Here is a 15,993-nt window from a genome sequence, read left to right as displayed (position 1 = left end):
ACTATTTCGATACGGGAAGGAGTACCTTTTGTGTTTCCTTCCCTTAATTTCACGCGATCGCCTTGATTCTCAATTGGGGGCGATCGCTCATTGTTTTGTGGACCCTTTCCCAACAGCCTCGCCAATTCGTAGTATGATCGACACACGCGCCCCTTCCGCCGAGAAATTATCATCATGTCGAATTTTCGATTAGATCCCTATCTTTGGATTCATCTTTCCGGTTTGGCGGCACTTCCCCTGTGGCTGGCTATGAGTTTGTTGGGATTGGCGATCGGTTATCCCATCTGGCCTGTGGGGGTAGAAATCGCCATCGTTGCCGCAATTGGCATTGTACCCATCCTGGTGATGCAATGGTTTAAGCCCTTTTATATTTTTAGTGTCCTGATCGTTGCCATCAAACCCGAACAACTCACCCCCCAGCAATGCCAGATTCTCACCCGGTTTAAAACTCCGCTCAATCAAAGATTGGCAATCATCGCACCTCTGCTTTTAATTCCCGTCCTTTGGCAACTTTATCGTCTGGCACCGCTGGCCGCCGAGGTCGTTTCCTTGCCGCCCCAAGGACGTTTACTCGGATTATCGATCGCCAGTCTCGGTTTTTTGGGCTGTAATTTATTTCTCCAGGTTCCCATCAGTGCGATCGCCGTTTTATTCACCCCTAAAACCCAATTGGCCGCCCGAGAACCTTTGACTCCCGATAGCATTCGTCAGGGTTTTACCCGCATCGGACTGCAAGTTAACCGGATTTTACCTCGATCGCTTTTACCCTCAACACCCGAAAATTCACTGTCCTCTCTTGAGTCGAGAGAACCGACTGAAACTTAATCTTTTGAGATCGATAACACCAACTTAACGGTCAAATTGACCCGTTAATCCCAGATGGTGTTTACAGCTACAGGCATTTGCGCTCAGAATTTGTAAAAATAGAATTAAGCAAGTCAATCCTTTTAACCATTACGTTTATTCGGTAACAGATTATGGCAAACTCCAGTTCTATCCTCCCGGACAATGAATCCATACCTGCCACTGGCTTATTAGAAGAAGATTCTCAAATTTGGCACAGTCTCAAACAAGCTATTGCTTCTAGTTCGGGATTTCAAAATTGGCAACTTGAACATCTTTCCACAAAACAGCATCCTCAGATGAATCTCGATCGCCAAGTTCGCACCTATTTGCGAGAAACTTTAGAAACTTTAGCTTATTAAACCCTAAAACCCCGATTGAAAACAAGGGCTGCACTTGTTGAGCCGATTGACATCTGATGGACATTCAAGTCGATCCAAAACCCAGTTCCGAATATCTTAATCAATTAGGAGTCTCCAACTGGCCGAGAGCGGACTAAAGAGGTCTCCGAATTTCCTTGGACTTACGATCAAAGCGAAACTTGCTATCTTTTAGCCGGTGATGTGATTGTTACTCCCGATGGCGGCGAACCCGTTCCCATCCGCAAAGGCGATCTCGTCAGCTTCCCGGCGGGAATGTCTTGTACTTGGAAGATTTTAGCCGATGTCAGAAAACATTATCACTTCGGTTCGATCGAAGACGGGGAAGACTAGAGGTCAGAAAACAGCTACAATTGACAGTTACGGGTTCTTGTCCGAAGCGCCAGCTTGTCAGTACCCGCACAGGCTCTTGTACCGGAGACATTTGTAGAGCAATCTCTGGGTTGGTCGCTCCCGATTCTTACCCCAGAGCTTGCCCGTTCCGTCAATCCGGATTAACAAATCTCTGATGTCGGTCTCCATGCGATCGCAGATATTTAGGTGATTGTACAATTAAGATTAGTTACAATTTATGATTAAATCTTTAATAGAATCTAAAAATGTTAGTAAAGGAGACTGGATCTCTGAGCGACTCTCTGGCGGGTAACTTAAATTCAACCTCAGCAACAGTCTGGCGTCCACAGCTATCGATTTGCGTATTCGTCCCCTCCGCATCGATCGCCGATTCTGTCATGTCCAGTTTACAGAGCGATCGCTATGCTGTGATTCAGGTTCATTCCATCGAGGAGTTACTGCAATACGTGAGTCGAGAAAGAGAGCAACTTGATTGTTTAATTGTACAGGAGGGCATCGATCTGAGCGTCTTAGTCGATCAACTCCAACAGCAAAACATCTCTTTACCCATCGTTATACTCAATTCTCAGGTAAAATCTCCTCAACAAACCTCTCAAACCAGCAGCGAATCTTCTTCCTCGAGTGAACCCATCTCAGCGACACTGAACTACATCTATCACAGCAGCGAAGTTCACATCGGAGTCAACCAACTCAATCAAATTAGCGGTTATGTAGACAAAGCCATCAGCCAGTTTATCACCCAAGCCGTCACCACCCGGTTAACCGACGAGTCCCTCGACGCCGACGAACCCACAGAGTTGACCAACTTTATCATGCGTCAACAGAAAAGGTTGGCCGATAAACTCCACGAACGCTTGGGATATTTGGGAGTTTATTATAAACGAAATCCTCAAAATTTTCTGCGGAATTTGCCCCCCGCCGAACGACAAGAATTGCTCGAACAACTTAAACTCAAATATCGGCAAATTGTTTTAAGCTATTTTTCCGGAGATAAAACCCTCAACAATAAAATTGATGAATATGTTAATATTGCCTTCTTTGCCGATGTTCCCGTGACTCGAATTGTGGAAATTCACATGGATTTAATGGATAACTTTTCCAAGCAATTGAAGTTAGAAGGACGCAGCGAAGATGTGCTGTTGGATTACCGTCTAACCCTAATCGATATGATTGCTCATTTGTGTGAAATGTATCGGCGATCAATTCCGAGAGACTCTTAGTTTCTCTGGAACTATCCGAGAACCCCAACGATACATCCGGTTTCTTCAAGAGGGGATCGCGCAAGGTTAAGAACTTAAACGTTTAGTAAATACCGAATTTAACATCGGTAATAAACGTTGAACAATGGAAAGCAAAGAACAGAAGAAAGCCATTCACGATAAAATTTATCTGTCAAGTTATCGATGACATTCTATGAGTCCTTTAAAGAAAACCTATGTTCTCAAACTCTACGTGGCGGGAAATACCCCCAACTCGGTCAGAGCCTTGAAAACCCTCAAAGAAATTTTAGAACAAGAGTTTCAGGGAGTCTATGCGTTAAAAGTCATTGACGTCCTGAAAAATCCTCAACTGGCTGAGGAAGACAAAATTCTCGCTACCCCCACCCTTTCCAAGATTTTACCTCCGCCCGTGCGAAAAATTATTGGAGACCTCTCCGATCGCGAAAAAGTCTTGATTGGACTGGACTTACTCTACGAAGAGTTAGGCGACGATGGACTCAACCTCTAAGGTGTATCCATGTGTAAAAATAATAGTCTGGCCGGTTGCTGAGTACATCCCCTAACCTTTGACATCTCAGCCAACAATCTGTACAGTCCATCCATGTTTTGTGGTAAATGTAGCAATAGGGAAATTGTATTCTAGCATTCGAGGTGGATTTTTAAAACCTAAAGATTATGAGTGAAAGCAGTCAAGACGCAAAGACAAATGGACGTAAACTGATTGGCGTTCAGAAAATCCGAACGATGATCGAAGGATTTGATGATATTAGTCACGGGGGAATGCCCTTAGGAAGAACAACTTTAGTTAGCGGGACATCCGGCACCGGTAAAACTCTGTTCGCCGTTCAGTTTCTCTATAACGGAATTATCTATTTTGATGAACCCGGTATTTTTGTTACCTTTGAAGAATCTCCTAATGATATTATTAAAAACGCCTCCAGTTTTGGTTGGGATTTACAAGAATTAGTCGAACAAGGAAAACTGTTTATTTTGGATGCTTCTCCCGATCCCGAAGGGCAGGATATTGTTGGAAACTTTGATTTATCCGCCCTGATTGAACGCATTCAATATGCTATTCGCAAATACAAAGCCAAACGAGTTTCTATTGACTCCGTGACCGCCGTTTTTCAACAATACGAAGCCGCAGGGGTCGTTAGACGCGAAATCTTTCGCCTGGTCGCCCGTTTAAAACAAGTCGGCGCCACCACCGTAATGACCACCGAACGAGAGGAAGAATACGGCCCGGTGGCTCGCTTTGGCGTGGAAGAATTTGTCTCCGATAATGTGATGATTGTTCGCAACGCTTTAGAAGGAGAACGTCGCCGTCGAACGATTGAAATCCTCAAACTTCGAGGCACCACCCACATGAAAGGAGAATATCCTTTTACGATTACCAATAACGGCATTAGTATCTTCCCCTTAGGCGCAATGCGACTGACTCAACGCTCCTCAAATGCGAGAGTTTCTTCTGGAAATGAAACCCTCGATAAAATGTGCGGCGGTGGATTTTTCAAAGATTCTATTATTTTGGCAACCGGCGCGACCGGTACAGGAAAAACCCTATTAGTTAGCGTTTTCCTCGATAACGCTTGCAAAAACGGCGAACGGGCGATGTTATTTGCCTACGAAGAATCTCGCGCTCAATTGTTGAGAAATGCCAACTCTTGGGGGATTGATTTTGAAGGAATGGAACGCAAAGGATTATTGAGAATTCTTTGTAGTTATCCCGAGTCGGCCGGATTGGAAGATCATCTCCAAATTATCAAATCGGAAATCACCGAATTTAAACCCTCCCGCATTGCCATTGACTCTTTATCCGCTCTGGCGCGAGGGGTGAGTAACAATGCTTTTCGTCAGTTTGTGATCGGGGTAACGGGATACGCCAAACAAGAAGAAATCACCGGATTTTTTACCAACACAACCGATCAATTTATGGGGTCTCATTCGATTACCGATTCCCATATTTCTACAATTACAGACACGATTTTGATGTTGCAATATGTAGAAATTAGAGGGGAAATGTCTCGCGCTCTTAACGTGTTTAAAATGAGAGGTTCCTGGCACGATAAAGGCATTCGAGAATATACAATTACCGAAAGAGGCCCCCACATTACCGATTCTTTCCGCGATTATGAACGGATTATTAGCGGTTCTCCGACTCGTATTAGTATCAATGAAAAGAGCGAACTTTCTCGCATTATTGAAGGGGTACAGGGAAAAGGTGACGACGTAGATGATTAAATGAACTCCGTTTGGGGGATGGGTTGGCGCGTGCGGTGAAACGCTCTCAAAATCTCAAATTTGTTTCTATAAAATTAGACTTGCCGTTGCTAAAGGAGAATGCCAGACTATTACTAGGTGATACACTATTGACAATGTTCACCCCCCACCGTTCAAATTTTCACTGTAAAAACTCGTGGAACCATCAACTGTAGTCACAACAACAGATATTAATCTATTTGAGGCGATCATCTTAGGGATGGTGCAAGGACTCACTGAGTTTCTACCCATCAGCAGTACCGCTCACTTAAAGGTTGTCCCCGTAGCCTTGGGCTGGGGAGATCCCGGCGTCGCCTTTACCGCAGTCATTCAACTCGGAAGTATCGCCGCCGTGCTGTGGTATTTTTGGAAAGACTTGACACAAGTTACAGTTGGTGCATTTCAAGCCATTACCCGTTCCGATTATCAATCTTCCGAGTTCCGTCTGGCTTTGGGAATTGCTTTGGGAACGATACCGATTGTTTTTTTTGGCCTGTTAATTAAAGTATTTATTCCCGATTTTGATAACTCACCCCTACGCAGTACCCTTTCAATTGCGATCGCTTCTATTGTGATGGCATTATTGTTAGGATTAGCCGAAAAAATCGGCACCCGCAAGCGCACTTATGAACAGCTAGATGTGCGAGACGGTGTATTAATGGGATTGGCTCAAGCTTTGGCTTTGGTTCCCGGCGTTTCTCGCTCCGGTTCCACCATTACCGCCGGTCTTTTTATCGGACTTGAACGCGCAACGGCGGCGAGATTTTCCTTTCTTCTGGGAATTCCAGCAATTACCCTGGCGGGTTTGGTAGAATTAAAAGGGTTATTAGAGGATGGATTGGGTAATATTGGCGGCGTTTCTCTGGTCGCCGGTATTCTTTCATCCGCCCTATTTTCCTATCTGGCGATCGCTTGGTTGATTCGTTATTTACAAACTCAGAATACTTGGATATTTGTTTGGTATCGATTGGCTTTTGGAGTCGCCATTATCGCGGCGGTTGCTGGAGGCGCTATCGAAAATAGTTAAAACACTCACCGACGAGCGCTCACCAGTTAACAAAGAAAAGTTGACGCTGAGAAGGGCGGGTTTATAGAGGTTGCTGATGGGAAGATCTACATAATTGCAGAACCCGCCCCTACTGGGTCAAAAAACTGTTTCCTCTTTTAGCGATCGACTTCTTATTCTACCGGATTTGATATGAGTACCCGTTCTATTCGTCCCGCTCGAATTACTAACGTTATTCCCGATTCTATTGCGGCTGAAATTGGTTTTGAAGCCGGAGATGCGATTGTTTCCATTAACGGACAACATCCCCGAGATTTAATCGACTATCAATTTTTATGCGCCGATGAAATTTTAGAACTCGAAGTCGTTGATAGTCGGGGAAAAATTCATCAAATCGAAATAGAAAAAGACTACGATGATGATTTGGGTTTGGAGTTTGAAACCGCATTATTTGATGGTTTAATTCAGTGTAATAATCGCTGTCCGTTTTGTTTTATCGATCAGCAACCCCCCGGAAAACGAGAAACACTTTATCTCAAAGACGACGATTATCGGCTGAGTTTTCTATACGGTTCTTATCTGACTTTAACCAATTTAACAACCCGAGAATGGGAAAGAATCGCTCAAATGCGACTTTCACCGCTTTATGTTTCCGTTCACGCAACAGAAGCAGATGTGAGAATTCGACTGTTAAAAAATCCTCGGGCGGGTGAAATTTTAAAACAGTTAAAATGGTTTCAAGAAAATCGCCTGCAAATTCACGCACAAGTTGTGGTTTGTCCGGGGATTAATGATGGCGAACATCTCGAAAAAACTTTGCAAGATTTAGCCGAATTTCATAGCGGAGAAATTCCCACCGTTGCGTCGGTTGCGGTGGTTCCGGTGGGGTTAACTCGGTTTCGTCCCCCCGAAGATGAATTGATACCCGTTACTCCAGAAAAAGCTATAGAAGTGATCGCTCAAGTGCAAACAATACAACAAAAACTTGCACAAAAACAGGGAAATTGTGTGTGGTTGGCTGATGAATGGTTTTTAATAGGCCGTCAAGAATTACCCCCAACTTCCCACTATCAAGATTATCCGCAAATTGGGAACGGAGTGGGTTCAATTCGGAAATTTTTGCTAGAATTTGAAAAGACGATCGCTAAATTTCCCGATCGCAGACAAACCCCGAGAAGATTCACTTGGGTTGTGGGAAATGCAGTCGAGGTCGCATTTATACCTGTCGTTGAACGGTTAAACCAAATTTCGGGATTAACGGTTGACATGGTTGCCCTGTGCAGTCAATACTGGGGACAAACCATCACCGTTACTGGTTTGCTGACGGGTCAAGATTTACTTCAGGGTCTACAAGGAAAAGATTTAGGCGATGGAATCTTACTTCCGTCGGTGATGCTCAAACACGAAGATACGCTGTTTCTCGATGATATGAGTGTAGCCGAACTGTCTCAACAACTAAACATCCGGATTTTGCCGGTGACAGACGTAGAAGCATTGATCTCAACCGCTTTGAACGATTAACCGTTCTGGCACAATCGTAAAACCGGACCCTTGTAGTTGTGATTAGACTACAACACTTTAGTATGTCCGGCTTTCCCAACTCGATTCTGTGTAGCAGCATACCCTGATTGCACTAAAATTGTTTCTGGACTTGCAGACGCAGTAAAAAAATTATGCCTGTTTTTCAAAATTTATTGGCTGTGGGAGTGAGCGGAGCCATTACATTTATCTATTTAGGACAAGGAATAGCTGTCCCCATCTCGGTGGACTCGACGGAGAGGACATCGGGTCCAAACTCTATTTCCCAGACGAGTTTTAAGCAAAATGCCGTTAAACCTCAATCAGCCCCATCTAACGCCGATGCAACCCCACCTTCCCATCAATCCTCGCAAGTGTCACCAGAAGCCTCACAGCAGGATTCTGTTTCTGATACTGTAGCCGTTTCTATCAAACAAAATCCCTCCAAACCGACTCCAGAGAAACCGACTTCTCAACGAGCGATTATCAATAATTTCACAACTGTAACCCCAGAGGAAAACCCGACAACACTCAATAAAGCCCAATCTTCCCTTTCTCATGGGTTGAAGCAAAATCTAACCTTAGCAGGGGTTACAGATTCAACCTTACAACGAATTCTCGATAAATTTATTGCTTCAAGTTCAAACCAACCCACACCAGAAGATAATTCGTCTTCAGTCGAAACCGTATTTAAACAAAATCCCCAAAAACCAACAACTCAAACCGGTTCAACCTCTCGGGGAGCAATTATTAATAACTTGGCTTCCACCAGTTCAAACCAACCCACAGTAGAAAATAATTCGTCTTCAGTCGAAACCGCATTCAAAGAAAATCCGCAAAAACCAACAACTCCAACCGGTTCAACTTCACAAGGGGCGATTTTAAATAACTTCGGTTCAACGGGTTCAAACCAACCCACAGTAGAAGATAATTCGTCTTCGGTCGAAACCGTATTTAAACAAAATCCGCAAAAACCAACAACTCCAACCGGTTCAACCTCTCGGGGAGCAATTATTAATAACTTGGCTTCCACCAGTTCAAACCAACCCACAGTAGAAGATAATTCGTCTTCGGTCGAAACCGTATTTAAACAAAATCCGCAAAAACCAACAACTCCAACCGGTTCAACCTCTCGGGGAGCAATTATTAATAACTTGGCTTCCACCAGTTCAAACCAACCCACAGTAGAAGATAATTCGTCTTCGGTCGAAACCGTATTTAAAGAAAATCCGCAAAAACCAACAACTCAAACCGGTTCAACTTCACAAGGGGCGATTTTAAATAACTTCGGTTCAACGGGTTCAAACCAAGCGACAGTAGAAGATTCTCAGTCTTCAGTCGAAACCGTATTTAAAGAAAATCCGGCTCAACCTTCTACATTGAGCAACAATAGCATCCCCACCTCATTAGATTCGATACCAACAACCCCAACAACATCCAGACTCTCGCCACCCTCCCCGATAGCCCCTTTAAACACTCAGCAGACAGCCCCTTTAAACAGTCAGCAGACATCTGGCAACGAAACACCCAACTTACTTGAACTACCGCGAGTGCTTCCCGAAAGCATTTCTGGAAACCCCCCCCAAATTGCTCAAACCAACGGTTCCCCCACCTTAGAAGTCCCCGATCTCAGTCCCCCCGAAGGACCCTATCCGCTCCCGACACCCAACGGCACCTTACGAACCAATCCCCCCCCGATTACCTTACCGAGTTCTAATCCGTTGTATACTCCCAATCAACCTCGGGAAGTGGAAATTCAGGAAACCGTACCGATTACGTTACCGCAAGCGGTAGACTTAGCTCGACGTAACAACGAAGAAATTCGGGTGTTTGAACTGCAAGTCGAACAAAACTTAGCTGCCCTCAGACAAGCCCAAGCCGATCTTTATCCGACTTTAAGCTGGATTTCAACGATTAGTCGGGGTTTTAGTGCGGGTGAAGATATTGTTAACTCGGCGAGAAACCGTGAAACCGAACAAGCTAATGAACGGATTCGAGCGGAAAATGAACGGATTCGAGCAGAAAACCAAAACCGAGAAGAGCAACAGGAACTGCGACAAGCCATCACTCTTTCGCGAACGTTTGGTTCGACGACGTTTCAGAATACCTTACAACTTCAGTATGATTTTGACTTGAGCGGGGCGCGTGGGGCGCGAATTAAAGCCGCAGAAGAACAGTTGCGTTTGGCTCGGTTGGAGTTTGAGCGCAGTGTCGAACAGTTGCGTCTGGATGTGACCGAAGCTTATTATAATTTGCAGGAGGCAGACGCAGAAGTTGAGATTCAACGGGCTGCGGTTCGCAACGCTCAAAAGAGTTTGGAAGATGCGGAAGCGTTGGAACGAGCGGGGGTAGGAACTCGGTTTGAGGTGTTGCAGGCGCGAGTTACGTTATCGCGGGTTCAGCAGGATTTAACTAATGCGATCAGCAACCAGAGAACCCGACGGCGTGAGTTGGCGAATATTTTGAATGTTAGTCAAAATGTTAACTTGATTGCGGCCGATGCGATCTCTCTGGCCGGCGCTTGGGGTTTGACGTTGGATGAGAGTATTGTCTTGGCTTACAATAACCGAGCGGAGTTACAACAGGAGTTGGTTAACCGCAACCTCGCCGAACAAAGACGAATTGCCGCCCGTGCCGCCCAACGACCGAATTTAACGACCACTGCGAATTATAATGTTTTGGGGCGACTTGATGATAACAGCGATCCGTTTGCCAACCAAGGTTGGGCGGATGGTTATGATATTCAGTTACAAATGCGCTGGAATTTCTTTGATGGTGGGTTGGCGAAAGCGAATGCTCGTCAGCAGGAGATTAATATTGCGATCGCCGAGGAGCGCTATTCTGAACTGCGGAATGATATTCGCTTAGAGGTGGAAAGCGCTTTTTATGATTTGCAGGCGACGTTTGAAAATATTGGGGTCGCCAATTTGGGGGTTGAAGAAGCCACAGAAGCGTTACGTTTGGCTCGGTTGCGGTTTCAGGCGGGTGTGGGAACTCAGCTTGATGTAATTAACCAAGAAACCGATTTGACTCGCGCTCAAAACCAGTTGCTACAAGCGATTATCGGCTACAACCGTTCTTTGTCCCGTTTGCAACGGGCGGTGAGCAATCTTCCCGATAACAACTTGCAAGCCGTACCCTAAGGCATCTCGTCCGGTATGATTTGAAATCCGGGTGTTTTCTACTCTGTACGATTACCACATAATTACCAAGGATGCCCGATTTTGTTAACATTTTTTTATAACTTGAGGAAAATAGGATTTAGGAATCTCTAATGGCTAACATTAAATTTGTCAACGAAAATCAGGAAGTCATCGCCGCAGATGGAGCCAACTTAAGGATTAAAGCCCTAGAGAAGCAAATTGACCTTTATACCTTTATGGGAAAAATGATGAATTGTGGCGGCTACGGTCAATGTGGGACTTGTATTGTAGAAGTTGTTGAAGGTATGGACAATCTTTCACCCCGCACCGACGCCGAAAAGCGCATTCTCAAGAAGAAACCGGATAGTTATAGATTGGCTTGCCAAACTCTCGTTAACGGCCCGGTTTCCATTAATACAAAGCCCAAACGTTAACTGTAATTCCCCCTTGGGAATGGGGAATGGGGGGATGGGGTGATGGGGGGATGGGAAGAGGACTTTTTTAAACATGAAAAATAGCTTTTTGTTAATAAAAATCCTCCCTACCTCCCTATCTCCCCACCTCCCCACCTCCCCACCTCCCCACCTCTGAGGTTAGGACTCGGCGGGAACAAAATCCAGGGCGGCGGAGTTCATGCAGTAGCGTTGACCGGTGGGCGCCGGACCATCGTTGAACACGTGACCCAAATGAGCATCGCAAGCCGCACATAAGACTTCTGTCCGTTTCATAAACAGGCTGTTGTCTTCTTTGTAAGCAATATTTTCTTCGCTTGCGGGTTTCCAAAAACTCGGCCAACCCGTCCCCGAATCATATTTGGCATCTGAGGTGAATAACTCGGTTCCACAACAGACACATTTGTAAGTTCCGGGTTTTTTGTTGTCGTGGTATTTGCCCGTAAAGGCTCGTTCTGTTCCGTGTTTGCGGGTGACTTTGAACTGTTCGGGAGTGAGTTGTTCTTTCCACTCCTGTTCCGATTTTTGAACTTTCTCAACCATAGTTTTAGACTGGGTAATTCATAACTCTATTTATGCTTCTATTATAATATTTTTCACAAAACTTAACAATTACCAGGACTCAAAAAAAAGGAGAAGACTCTCCAATTTCAAATCGTCTAAATTTAGTCTGAAAATTATCTTTGTGCCTTCTTTAATTGCGATTTAACCACTTTTGAGCATTCAAACGCTGAACCACACCAAAGACAAGCAACCCCAGGTTTATCCGGCGTTCATCTCCCAAAAACGATTCAATCGTACTCGGTTGAGAACCATTCGTACAGGTAAAGAGTTTTTGAGCTTTAATATCTTCATTGGGAAAGTAAACATTAAAGCGTTTACCCCCTTTCCATTGACCAATAACTTGCCAACAAGTTTCAGAAGTTCCTAAACTGGCGGGAAGCTTTTCTTTGGCAAATTTCAACTCCAAGCCTTCAAGACCTTCGTTGGTTAAAGCTTCTCGCAAAGCGGGGATATAATCCTGTTCGATAAACTCGGGAAACGGTTTATCTTCGACGGCGGGCGGCTTTTCTTTTTTCGCTGCGGCTGGCTTTTTAGATTCAGTTTCTTCTGACATTGATATTTCCTTGCTCAAATCTCAGCAACAACTCACGAGAATCAGCAATCAGAATCGCGGTTTTTTCTCCAAATCCGAGAAAACTGAACTTAGAAATTATCCGTTGACTGACTGCTACGAACTTCGGAGCAATGCCCATCATATTATACCGTTCTCTGAGCGGAAGTCTAGTCGATGCCAAAAAAAGAGAGTTATATCAAATTCAAATAGCCAGATCATTGATTATTGATCCGCAGATCGTTTATAATTTAGCTATAGACATTTAAAACTATTACTATAGCTTTCTAGTTCAATGATAGTCGGTACTACAGAAGCAGCCCGTATTCTAAAAATCTCCACCGCTCGACTGCGAGTTCTCCTAATCGCCGGCCGAGTCCAAGGTGCCTATAAGACCGGGAAAATGTGGCTCATTCCCCTCGTTAAGGGCGAACCCATAATTGAGCGAGGTACAAGAGGGCCGGCTCCCCGTTGGTGCAATCTCAAAAAGCCTGCAAAAAAGATTGTTCACGTTAATTCTCACAGAATTCGGCAAAATCAAAAACACCAGGAACAACTTCCCGTGATTACGGTCAAAACGCGCAACACCAATACTTACGGGCATACTGTCGAAATACCGGGAGGATGTCGTGTTGTCTATCGTCCCGATAAACCTCTCCCTTGTGGTGCGAGGGTTTGGATTGAAACCTTTTATGATGTTAATGTCGTCGGTTAGTCAAAATCTCTTGATCTCTCCACACTTTTATAATCGGTATTCAACCGAACTTGATCTCATTACAGCTTCGCCTACAATCCTCCGCGTCGGTTATCAACCCGGTTTGTTGGTGTTGTCGGGCGGTTTAATTGGCTGAAGCCTCCACTTGAATCATTTCTACGTCCTCAATCGGTTGACCTTGATGAACTAAATCTTTATGATCGTTGGTACTTAAACCTACCCGCAGTTGATTTTGTCCGGGTGAGAGAGAACCGAGATAATACCAATTTCCATAAATTCGGGTAATTTTTTCCCCGTTAACGTACAAGTGAGCGTGTCCTTCTCCGGGGCGGGCGTCGCCGCTGGCGTGTTCCGGTGCAAAGCGGAAATTAGAGACTTTTACCTCCAGGTTCCATCCTTTAACGCTATCAGGATGAACCACTAAATCAACCGTTGGAATGGGTTGACCCTCGGGTATTTCCATCGGTTCGTGATGGTGATTCATCCCCTCTCCGTGACTCTGATCTCCGTGAGATTCGTGAGCCAGTTCAACGACTGAAACCGTTTTCAACTCGGCTATCCCGCCCCGATTTCCCAACAAGATTACAGCGACAACTGTAGCCCCGGTTAGAAAAAATTTCGCGCTCATTTGACAATACAACTCCTGACTAAAAAACTTGGATATAAAATTCAGTAGTTGGATTGTAATTCAGAGGTTAGAGCGCGTCAAACGACAGGCCGTCAAACTTCGACTTTAACGGTTAAATTTCCGCATAAGCCCGTTCAACCAAACGGCGGGTTAAGGTTTGTACGCCGGTGTGGGTGTAATAATTAGTGGTCATATCCAAAAAGGCGGCTACATAATCAAGTTTATCGTTGCTGATATCCACAAAATTTTGCAGATTATTCACCACTTTTTCCGGAGTTAAATCCCGTTGGGCGACAAAATTACCCATCCAACCCGTTACCGACTGAACGCTTTCTTGAATAAAGTTTAATTTCCCTTCCGAACTTTCTCCTGGAATGAGGGGATTAATGCGTTTAAAACCTTCGTTTTTCTCTAACTCTTTCGGCGTGAGACTGTCAATTTTAGTTAAAACCGCCTGAAGAAAATTCGGCCCCAAAGGAATCAAACCATCCAAACAAACCAGCGCCGCCATCCGCATCAACGCTTCGCCGCCATAGTCCGATAAAGCCCCAACAAAATCGCCAATACTATCGCCGGGAATGCCATTAATTTGACAAAACGCGACCAATTCAACCACAACTTTTAAAGATAAATCAATCGCCTGCGCTTTATCCGCTTTGGGAGTTAACTTATTTAAAATCCCCAAAAAACTAACCTGTTCCCCAATTTTATTCGCTAAAGCTGCCGTTCCCAAAGCCGTTCCAGCGCTATCAATAGTCTGATATAACCACAGCGCCCGTTGATATCCTTCAGACTTATCATTATATAACCATAAAGCCCGTTCGCTAATTTGTTGAACCAAAGCCGGATCGGTTTCTCCGGTGTATTTTTCAACGGTATTGGCAAAACCAACCACATTTTCCCACTCGCCAGGAACCGCAAAATCTAAACCTCTCAATACCATAACGGTCATGCCGCCCGTCGGAAGATCATCGACTAATTCAATAATTGATTTGCTCACAATAATTTACCTCGATAATAAGGGGTAATTTTGTCAATTTAAACTCAAAAAAAATAGATCAACTCAACCGTTCTTTTTTCAAAATTAGAGATTATTTAACCCGGGCTAAACCCGTTAAATTAAACTGAGTTAACCATTTTTCGCGATCGCTTTCACTCAAGGACTGAGAAGACACTTTCACCTGATAGCGGTCGGCGACTAAAATAGCAGTTGAATTGTTACCGACCGTCATGGCCGGATAACCCGCAACCTGTTTGGTGCTATTTTCAAATTTAGAAGCCGCAGCCGGATTATTGGCGGTATCATTAATAGAAAGTAAAGCAACTTCTTGACCGCCTTGAGAGAGTTTAGCCTGAGCAAACCCGGTTTTTTCTTGACGAAAATTCAGTTGATAATCTCCCTCCGTTTTGGGAAAGAACTTGTTAAACTGACCACCAGAAACCGGTTCGGCCGCCACCGTTTGGCCGCCCGAAGTCGGTTGACCAACGGTTGGGGGTGCAGAAGTCGTCGTTGAACCACAACCGGAGACCAACAGCGACAACGCCAATATACAGGCGATAAGAATATTGGGTAAACGTTTTAAGATCATATGACTCTGGGTAAAACAGGGTAGAGGAACCAAAAAAATTCCCCCTCCATTTTATGACTCTATCGAACAGTTTATATCTTCTTAAGGAAGGATTTAGACCGTGAACAGGTCTCAGGTGTCCGGTGTCAGGTGTCGGGTTTGTAGGGGCGGGTTCTAAAATGATCTATATTTCCCACCAGTAAGTTAGATAAACCCGCCCTACCCGATAACCGGTTGGGAGGGGGCGGGTTTAGCAAGGTTATTGATGAGAAACATAAATTAATTTAGAACCCGCCCCTACTGTAACAAGATTGTCTATTGGCTATTGGCTTTTTCAAGTTGTTCGTTGAGAAAATTCGCCCATTTAGCACCCAGAGGAACCTCAGTAAACGGAACCCTAACCGGAGTTGCTTCTTCTTTCAACTGAAACTCTAACTCTACGCTTTTAGCCTTTTCAGGCAGAGAATCCAAATCAACCGCATGATGATCAACAACGAGCCAAATTGATTGTACATCCTCCAACGACAGGGTTTCTAGATTAACAGGCCCCGTGCGGGTCGGTTTTCCCCAAGTAAGTTCAGTTCCCTTTAACCCCAGTACCGCATAGATATCATATTTAGCGTTATCGAACCCTTTCGCCCACTCCTTGTAGGCTTCAACCTTTTGGTATTCATTCCAACCAGACCACGCCAACCAAAAGAAAACAATTAATAGCGGAAGCCAAAATAAACCTCGTTCCATAACTGACCCTGACTAAATTGGCACTCAATCCGTGATTCGTTACTAATTCTGG

The 15,993-nt window shown here is 44.6% G+C and carries 16 protein-coding genes and 1 pseudogene; 11 read left to right on the top strand and 6 right to left on the bottom strand.

Translation table 11 applies throughout. From position 1 onward, the window contains the following. Positions 1-174 precede the first annotated feature (174 nt). The 10 genes and pseudogenes from ACL6C3_RS23300 to ACL6C3_RS23255 all read left to right on the top strand — a co-directional run bounded on the left by ACL6C3_RS23300 (position 175) and on the right by ACL6C3_RS23255 (position 11,157). The gene (locus tag ACL6C3_RS23300; protein WP_413161532.1) at positions 175-825 is read left to right on the top strand and encodes a low-complexity tail membrane protein; all 651 of its coding nucleotides are present in this window, start codon (positions 175-177) and stop codon (positions 823-825) included. 152 nt (positions 826-977) lie between these two features. Then, positions 978-1,205 (top strand): hypothetical protein, encoded by a 228-nt coding sequence (locus tag ACL6C3_RS23295; RefSeq protein ID WP_413161530.1) that lies wholly within the window; start codon positions 978-980, stop codon positions 1,203-1,205. 198 nt (positions 1,206-1,403) lie between these two features. Next, positions 1,404-1,556 (top strand): annotated as a pseudogene (locus ACL6C3_RS23290) (cupin domain-containing protein); the annotation flags it as partial. A 266-nt stretch (positions 1,557-1,822) separates the two neighbouring features. After that, entirely contained in the window at positions 1,823-2,797 is a 975-nt protein-coding gene (locus tag ACL6C3_RS23285; protein WP_413161529.1) for a circadian clock protein KaiA, read from the top strand. A gap of 193 nt (positions 2,798-2,990) precedes the next feature. Continuing rightward, complete coding sequence (kaiB, locus tag ACL6C3_RS23280) at positions 2,991-3,305, top strand: circadian clock protein KaiB (protein ID WP_009782897.1); 315 nt, start codon at positions 2,991-2,993, stop codon at positions 3,303-3,305. A 167-nt stretch (positions 3,306-3,472) separates the two neighbouring features. After that, positions 3,473-5,038: a circadian clock protein KaiC gene (gene kaiC / locus ACL6C3_RS23275; protein ID WP_413161527.1), complete on the top strand. Its 1,566-nt coding sequence runs from the start codon at positions 3,473-3,475 to the stop codon at positions 5,036-5,038. Positions 5,039-5,213: 175 nt separating this feature from the next. Beyond that, on the top strand, positions 5,214-6,083 hold the full coding sequence (locus tag ACL6C3_RS23270; RefSeq protein ID WP_413161526.1) for an undecaprenyl-diphosphate phosphatase: 870 nt from the start codon (positions 5,214-5,216) through the stop codon (positions 6,081-6,083). Between the two features lie 171 nt (positions 6,084-6,254). Then, complete coding sequence (locus tag ACL6C3_RS23265; protein WP_413161524.1) at positions 6,255-7,583, top strand: TIGR03279 family radical SAM protein; 1,329 nt, start codon at positions 6,255-6,257, stop codon at positions 7,581-7,583. Between the two features lie 152 nt (positions 7,584-7,735). Then, positions 7,736-10,723: a TolC family protein gene (locus ACL6C3_RS23260; RefSeq protein ID WP_413161523.1), complete on the top strand. Its 2,988-nt coding sequence runs from the start codon at positions 7,736-7,738 to the stop codon at positions 10,721-10,723. A 131-nt stretch (positions 10,724-10,854) separates the two neighbouring features. After that, positions 10,855-11,157 (top strand): 2Fe-2S iron-sulfur cluster-binding protein, encoded by a 303-nt coding sequence (locus tag ACL6C3_RS23255; protein WP_413161521.1) that lies wholly within the window; start codon positions 10,855-10,857, stop codon positions 11,155-11,157. Between the two features lie 159 nt (positions 11,158-11,316). Here ACL6C3_RS23255 and msrB read toward each other — a convergent pair whose 3' ends face one another. Both msrB and ACL6C3_RS23245 read right to left on the bottom strand, forming a co-directional pair. Further along, positions 11,317-11,718 carry a peptide-methionine (R)-S-oxide reductase MsrB gene (msrB, locus tag ACL6C3_RS23250; RefSeq protein WP_413161520.1) on the bottom strand — a complete coding sequence of 134 codons (402 nt, stop codon included), beginning with the start codon at positions 11,716-11,718 and terminating at the stop codon, positions 11,317-11,319. A gap of 151 nt (positions 11,719-11,869) precedes the next feature. Further along, the gene (locus ACL6C3_RS23245) at positions 11,870-12,292 is read right to left on the bottom strand and encodes a DUF2996 domain-containing protein (RefSeq protein WP_413161519.1); all 423 of its coding nucleotides are present in this window, start codon (positions 12,290-12,292) and stop codon (positions 11,870-11,872) included. A gap of 292 nt (positions 12,293-12,584) precedes the next feature. On the opposite strand from ACL6C3_RS23245, the gene ACL6C3_RS23240 reads away from it, so the two are divergent. Further along, a complete protein-coding gene (locus ACL6C3_RS23240) occupies positions 12,585-13,004 on the top strand; it encodes a DNA-binding protein (RefSeq protein WP_413161518.1) in 420 nt (139 codons plus the stop codon). 124 nt (positions 13,005-13,128) lie between these two features. Here the strand turns inward: ACL6C3_RS23240 and ACL6C3_RS23235 are convergent, their stop codons facing one another. The 4 genes from ACL6C3_RS23235 to ACL6C3_RS23220 all read right to left on the bottom strand — a co-directional run bounded on the left by ACL6C3_RS23235 (position 13,129) and on the right by ACL6C3_RS23220 (position 15,941). Then, positions 13,129-13,632: a hypothetical protein gene (locus ACL6C3_RS23235; protein ID WP_413161517.1), complete on the bottom strand. Its 504-nt coding sequence runs from the start codon at positions 13,630-13,632 to the stop codon at positions 13,129-13,131. A 112-nt stretch (positions 13,633-13,744) separates the two neighbouring features. Continuing rightward, positions 13,745-14,632: a hypothetical protein gene (locus tag ACL6C3_RS23230; protein WP_413161515.1), complete on the bottom strand. Its 888-nt coding sequence runs from the start codon at positions 14,630-14,632 to the stop codon at positions 13,745-13,747. 91 nt (positions 14,633-14,723) lie between these two features. Next, positions 14,724-15,221 (bottom strand): hypothetical protein, encoded by a 498-nt coding sequence (locus ACL6C3_RS23225; protein ID WP_413161513.1) that lies wholly within the window; start codon positions 15,219-15,221, stop codon positions 14,724-14,726. A 294-nt stretch (positions 15,222-15,515) separates the two neighbouring features. Next, a complete protein-coding gene (locus ACL6C3_RS23220) occupies positions 15,516-15,941 on the bottom strand; it encodes a hypothetical protein (protein WP_413161511.1) in 426 nt (141 codons plus the stop codon). Between the last annotated feature and the right edge of the window lie 52 nt (positions 15,942-15,993).

Source organism: Capilliphycus salinus ALCB114379 (assembly GCF_047276495.1).
Classification (GTDB): Bacteria; Cyanobacteriota; Cyanobacteriia; order Cyanobacteriales; family Microcoleaceae; genus Capilliphycus; species Capilliphycus salinus.
The sequence above is the reverse complement of the archived record's forward strand: the minus strand, read 5'-3'. Positions and strand labels throughout refer to the sequence as shown.

Excerpts from the sequence above, each read along its gene's own strand:
- ACL6C3_RS23225 (WP_413161513.1), bottom strand. The coding sequence starts at position 15,221 with ATGATCTTAAAACGTTTACCCAATATTCTTATCGCCTGTATATTGGCG.
- ACL6C3_RS23240 (WP_413161518.1), top strand. The coding sequence starts at position 12,585 with ATGATAGTCGGTACTACAGAAGCAGCCCGTATTCTAAAAATCTCCACC.
- ACL6C3_RS23295 (WP_413161530.1), top strand. The coding sequence starts at position 978 with ATGGCAAACTCCAGTTCTATCCTCCCGGACAATGAATCCATACCTGCC.
- ACL6C3_RS23245 (WP_413161519.1), bottom strand. The coding sequence starts at position 12,292 with ATGTCAGAAGAAACTGAATCTAAAAAGCCAGCCGCAGCGAAAAAAGAA.
- ACL6C3_RS23220 (WP_413161511.1), bottom strand. The coding sequence starts at position 15,941 with ATGGAACGAGGTTTATTTTGGCTTCCGCTATTAATTGTTTTCTTTTGG.
- ACL6C3_RS23255 (WP_413161521.1), top strand. The coding sequence starts at position 10,855 with ATGGCTAACATTAAATTTGTCAACGAAAATCAGGAAGTCATCGCCGCA.
- ACL6C3_RS23300 (WP_413161532.1), top strand. The coding sequence starts at position 175 with ATGTCGAATTTTCGATTAGATCCCTATCTTTGGATTCATCTTTCCGGT.
- ACL6C3_RS23235 (WP_413161517.1), bottom strand. The coding sequence starts at position 13,632 with ATGAGCGCGAAATTTTTTCTAACCGGGGCTACAGTTGTCGCTGTAATC.
- kaiC (WP_413161527.1), top strand. The coding sequence starts at position 3,473 with ATGAGTGAAAGCAGTCAAGACGCAAAGACAAATGGACGTAAACTGATT.
- ACL6C3_RS23260 (WP_413161523.1), top strand. The coding sequence starts at position 7,736 with ATGCCTGTTTTTCAAAATTTATTGGCTGTGGGAGTGAGCGGAGCCATT.
- ACL6C3_RS23285 (WP_413161529.1), top strand. The coding sequence starts at position 1,823 with ATGTTAGTAAAGGAGACTGGATCTCTGAGCGACTCTCTGGCGGGTAAC.
- ACL6C3_RS23265 (WP_413161524.1), top strand. The coding sequence starts at position 6,255 with ATGAGTACCCGTTCTATTCGTCCCGCTCGAATTACTAACGTTATTCCC.
- msrB (WP_413161520.1), bottom strand. The coding sequence starts at position 11,718 with ATGGTTGAGAAAGTTCAAAAATCGGAACAGGAGTGGAAAGAACAACTC.
- kaiB (WP_009782897.1), top strand. The coding sequence starts at position 2,991 with ATGAGTCCTTTAAAGAAAACCTATGTTCTCAAACTCTACGTGGCGGGA.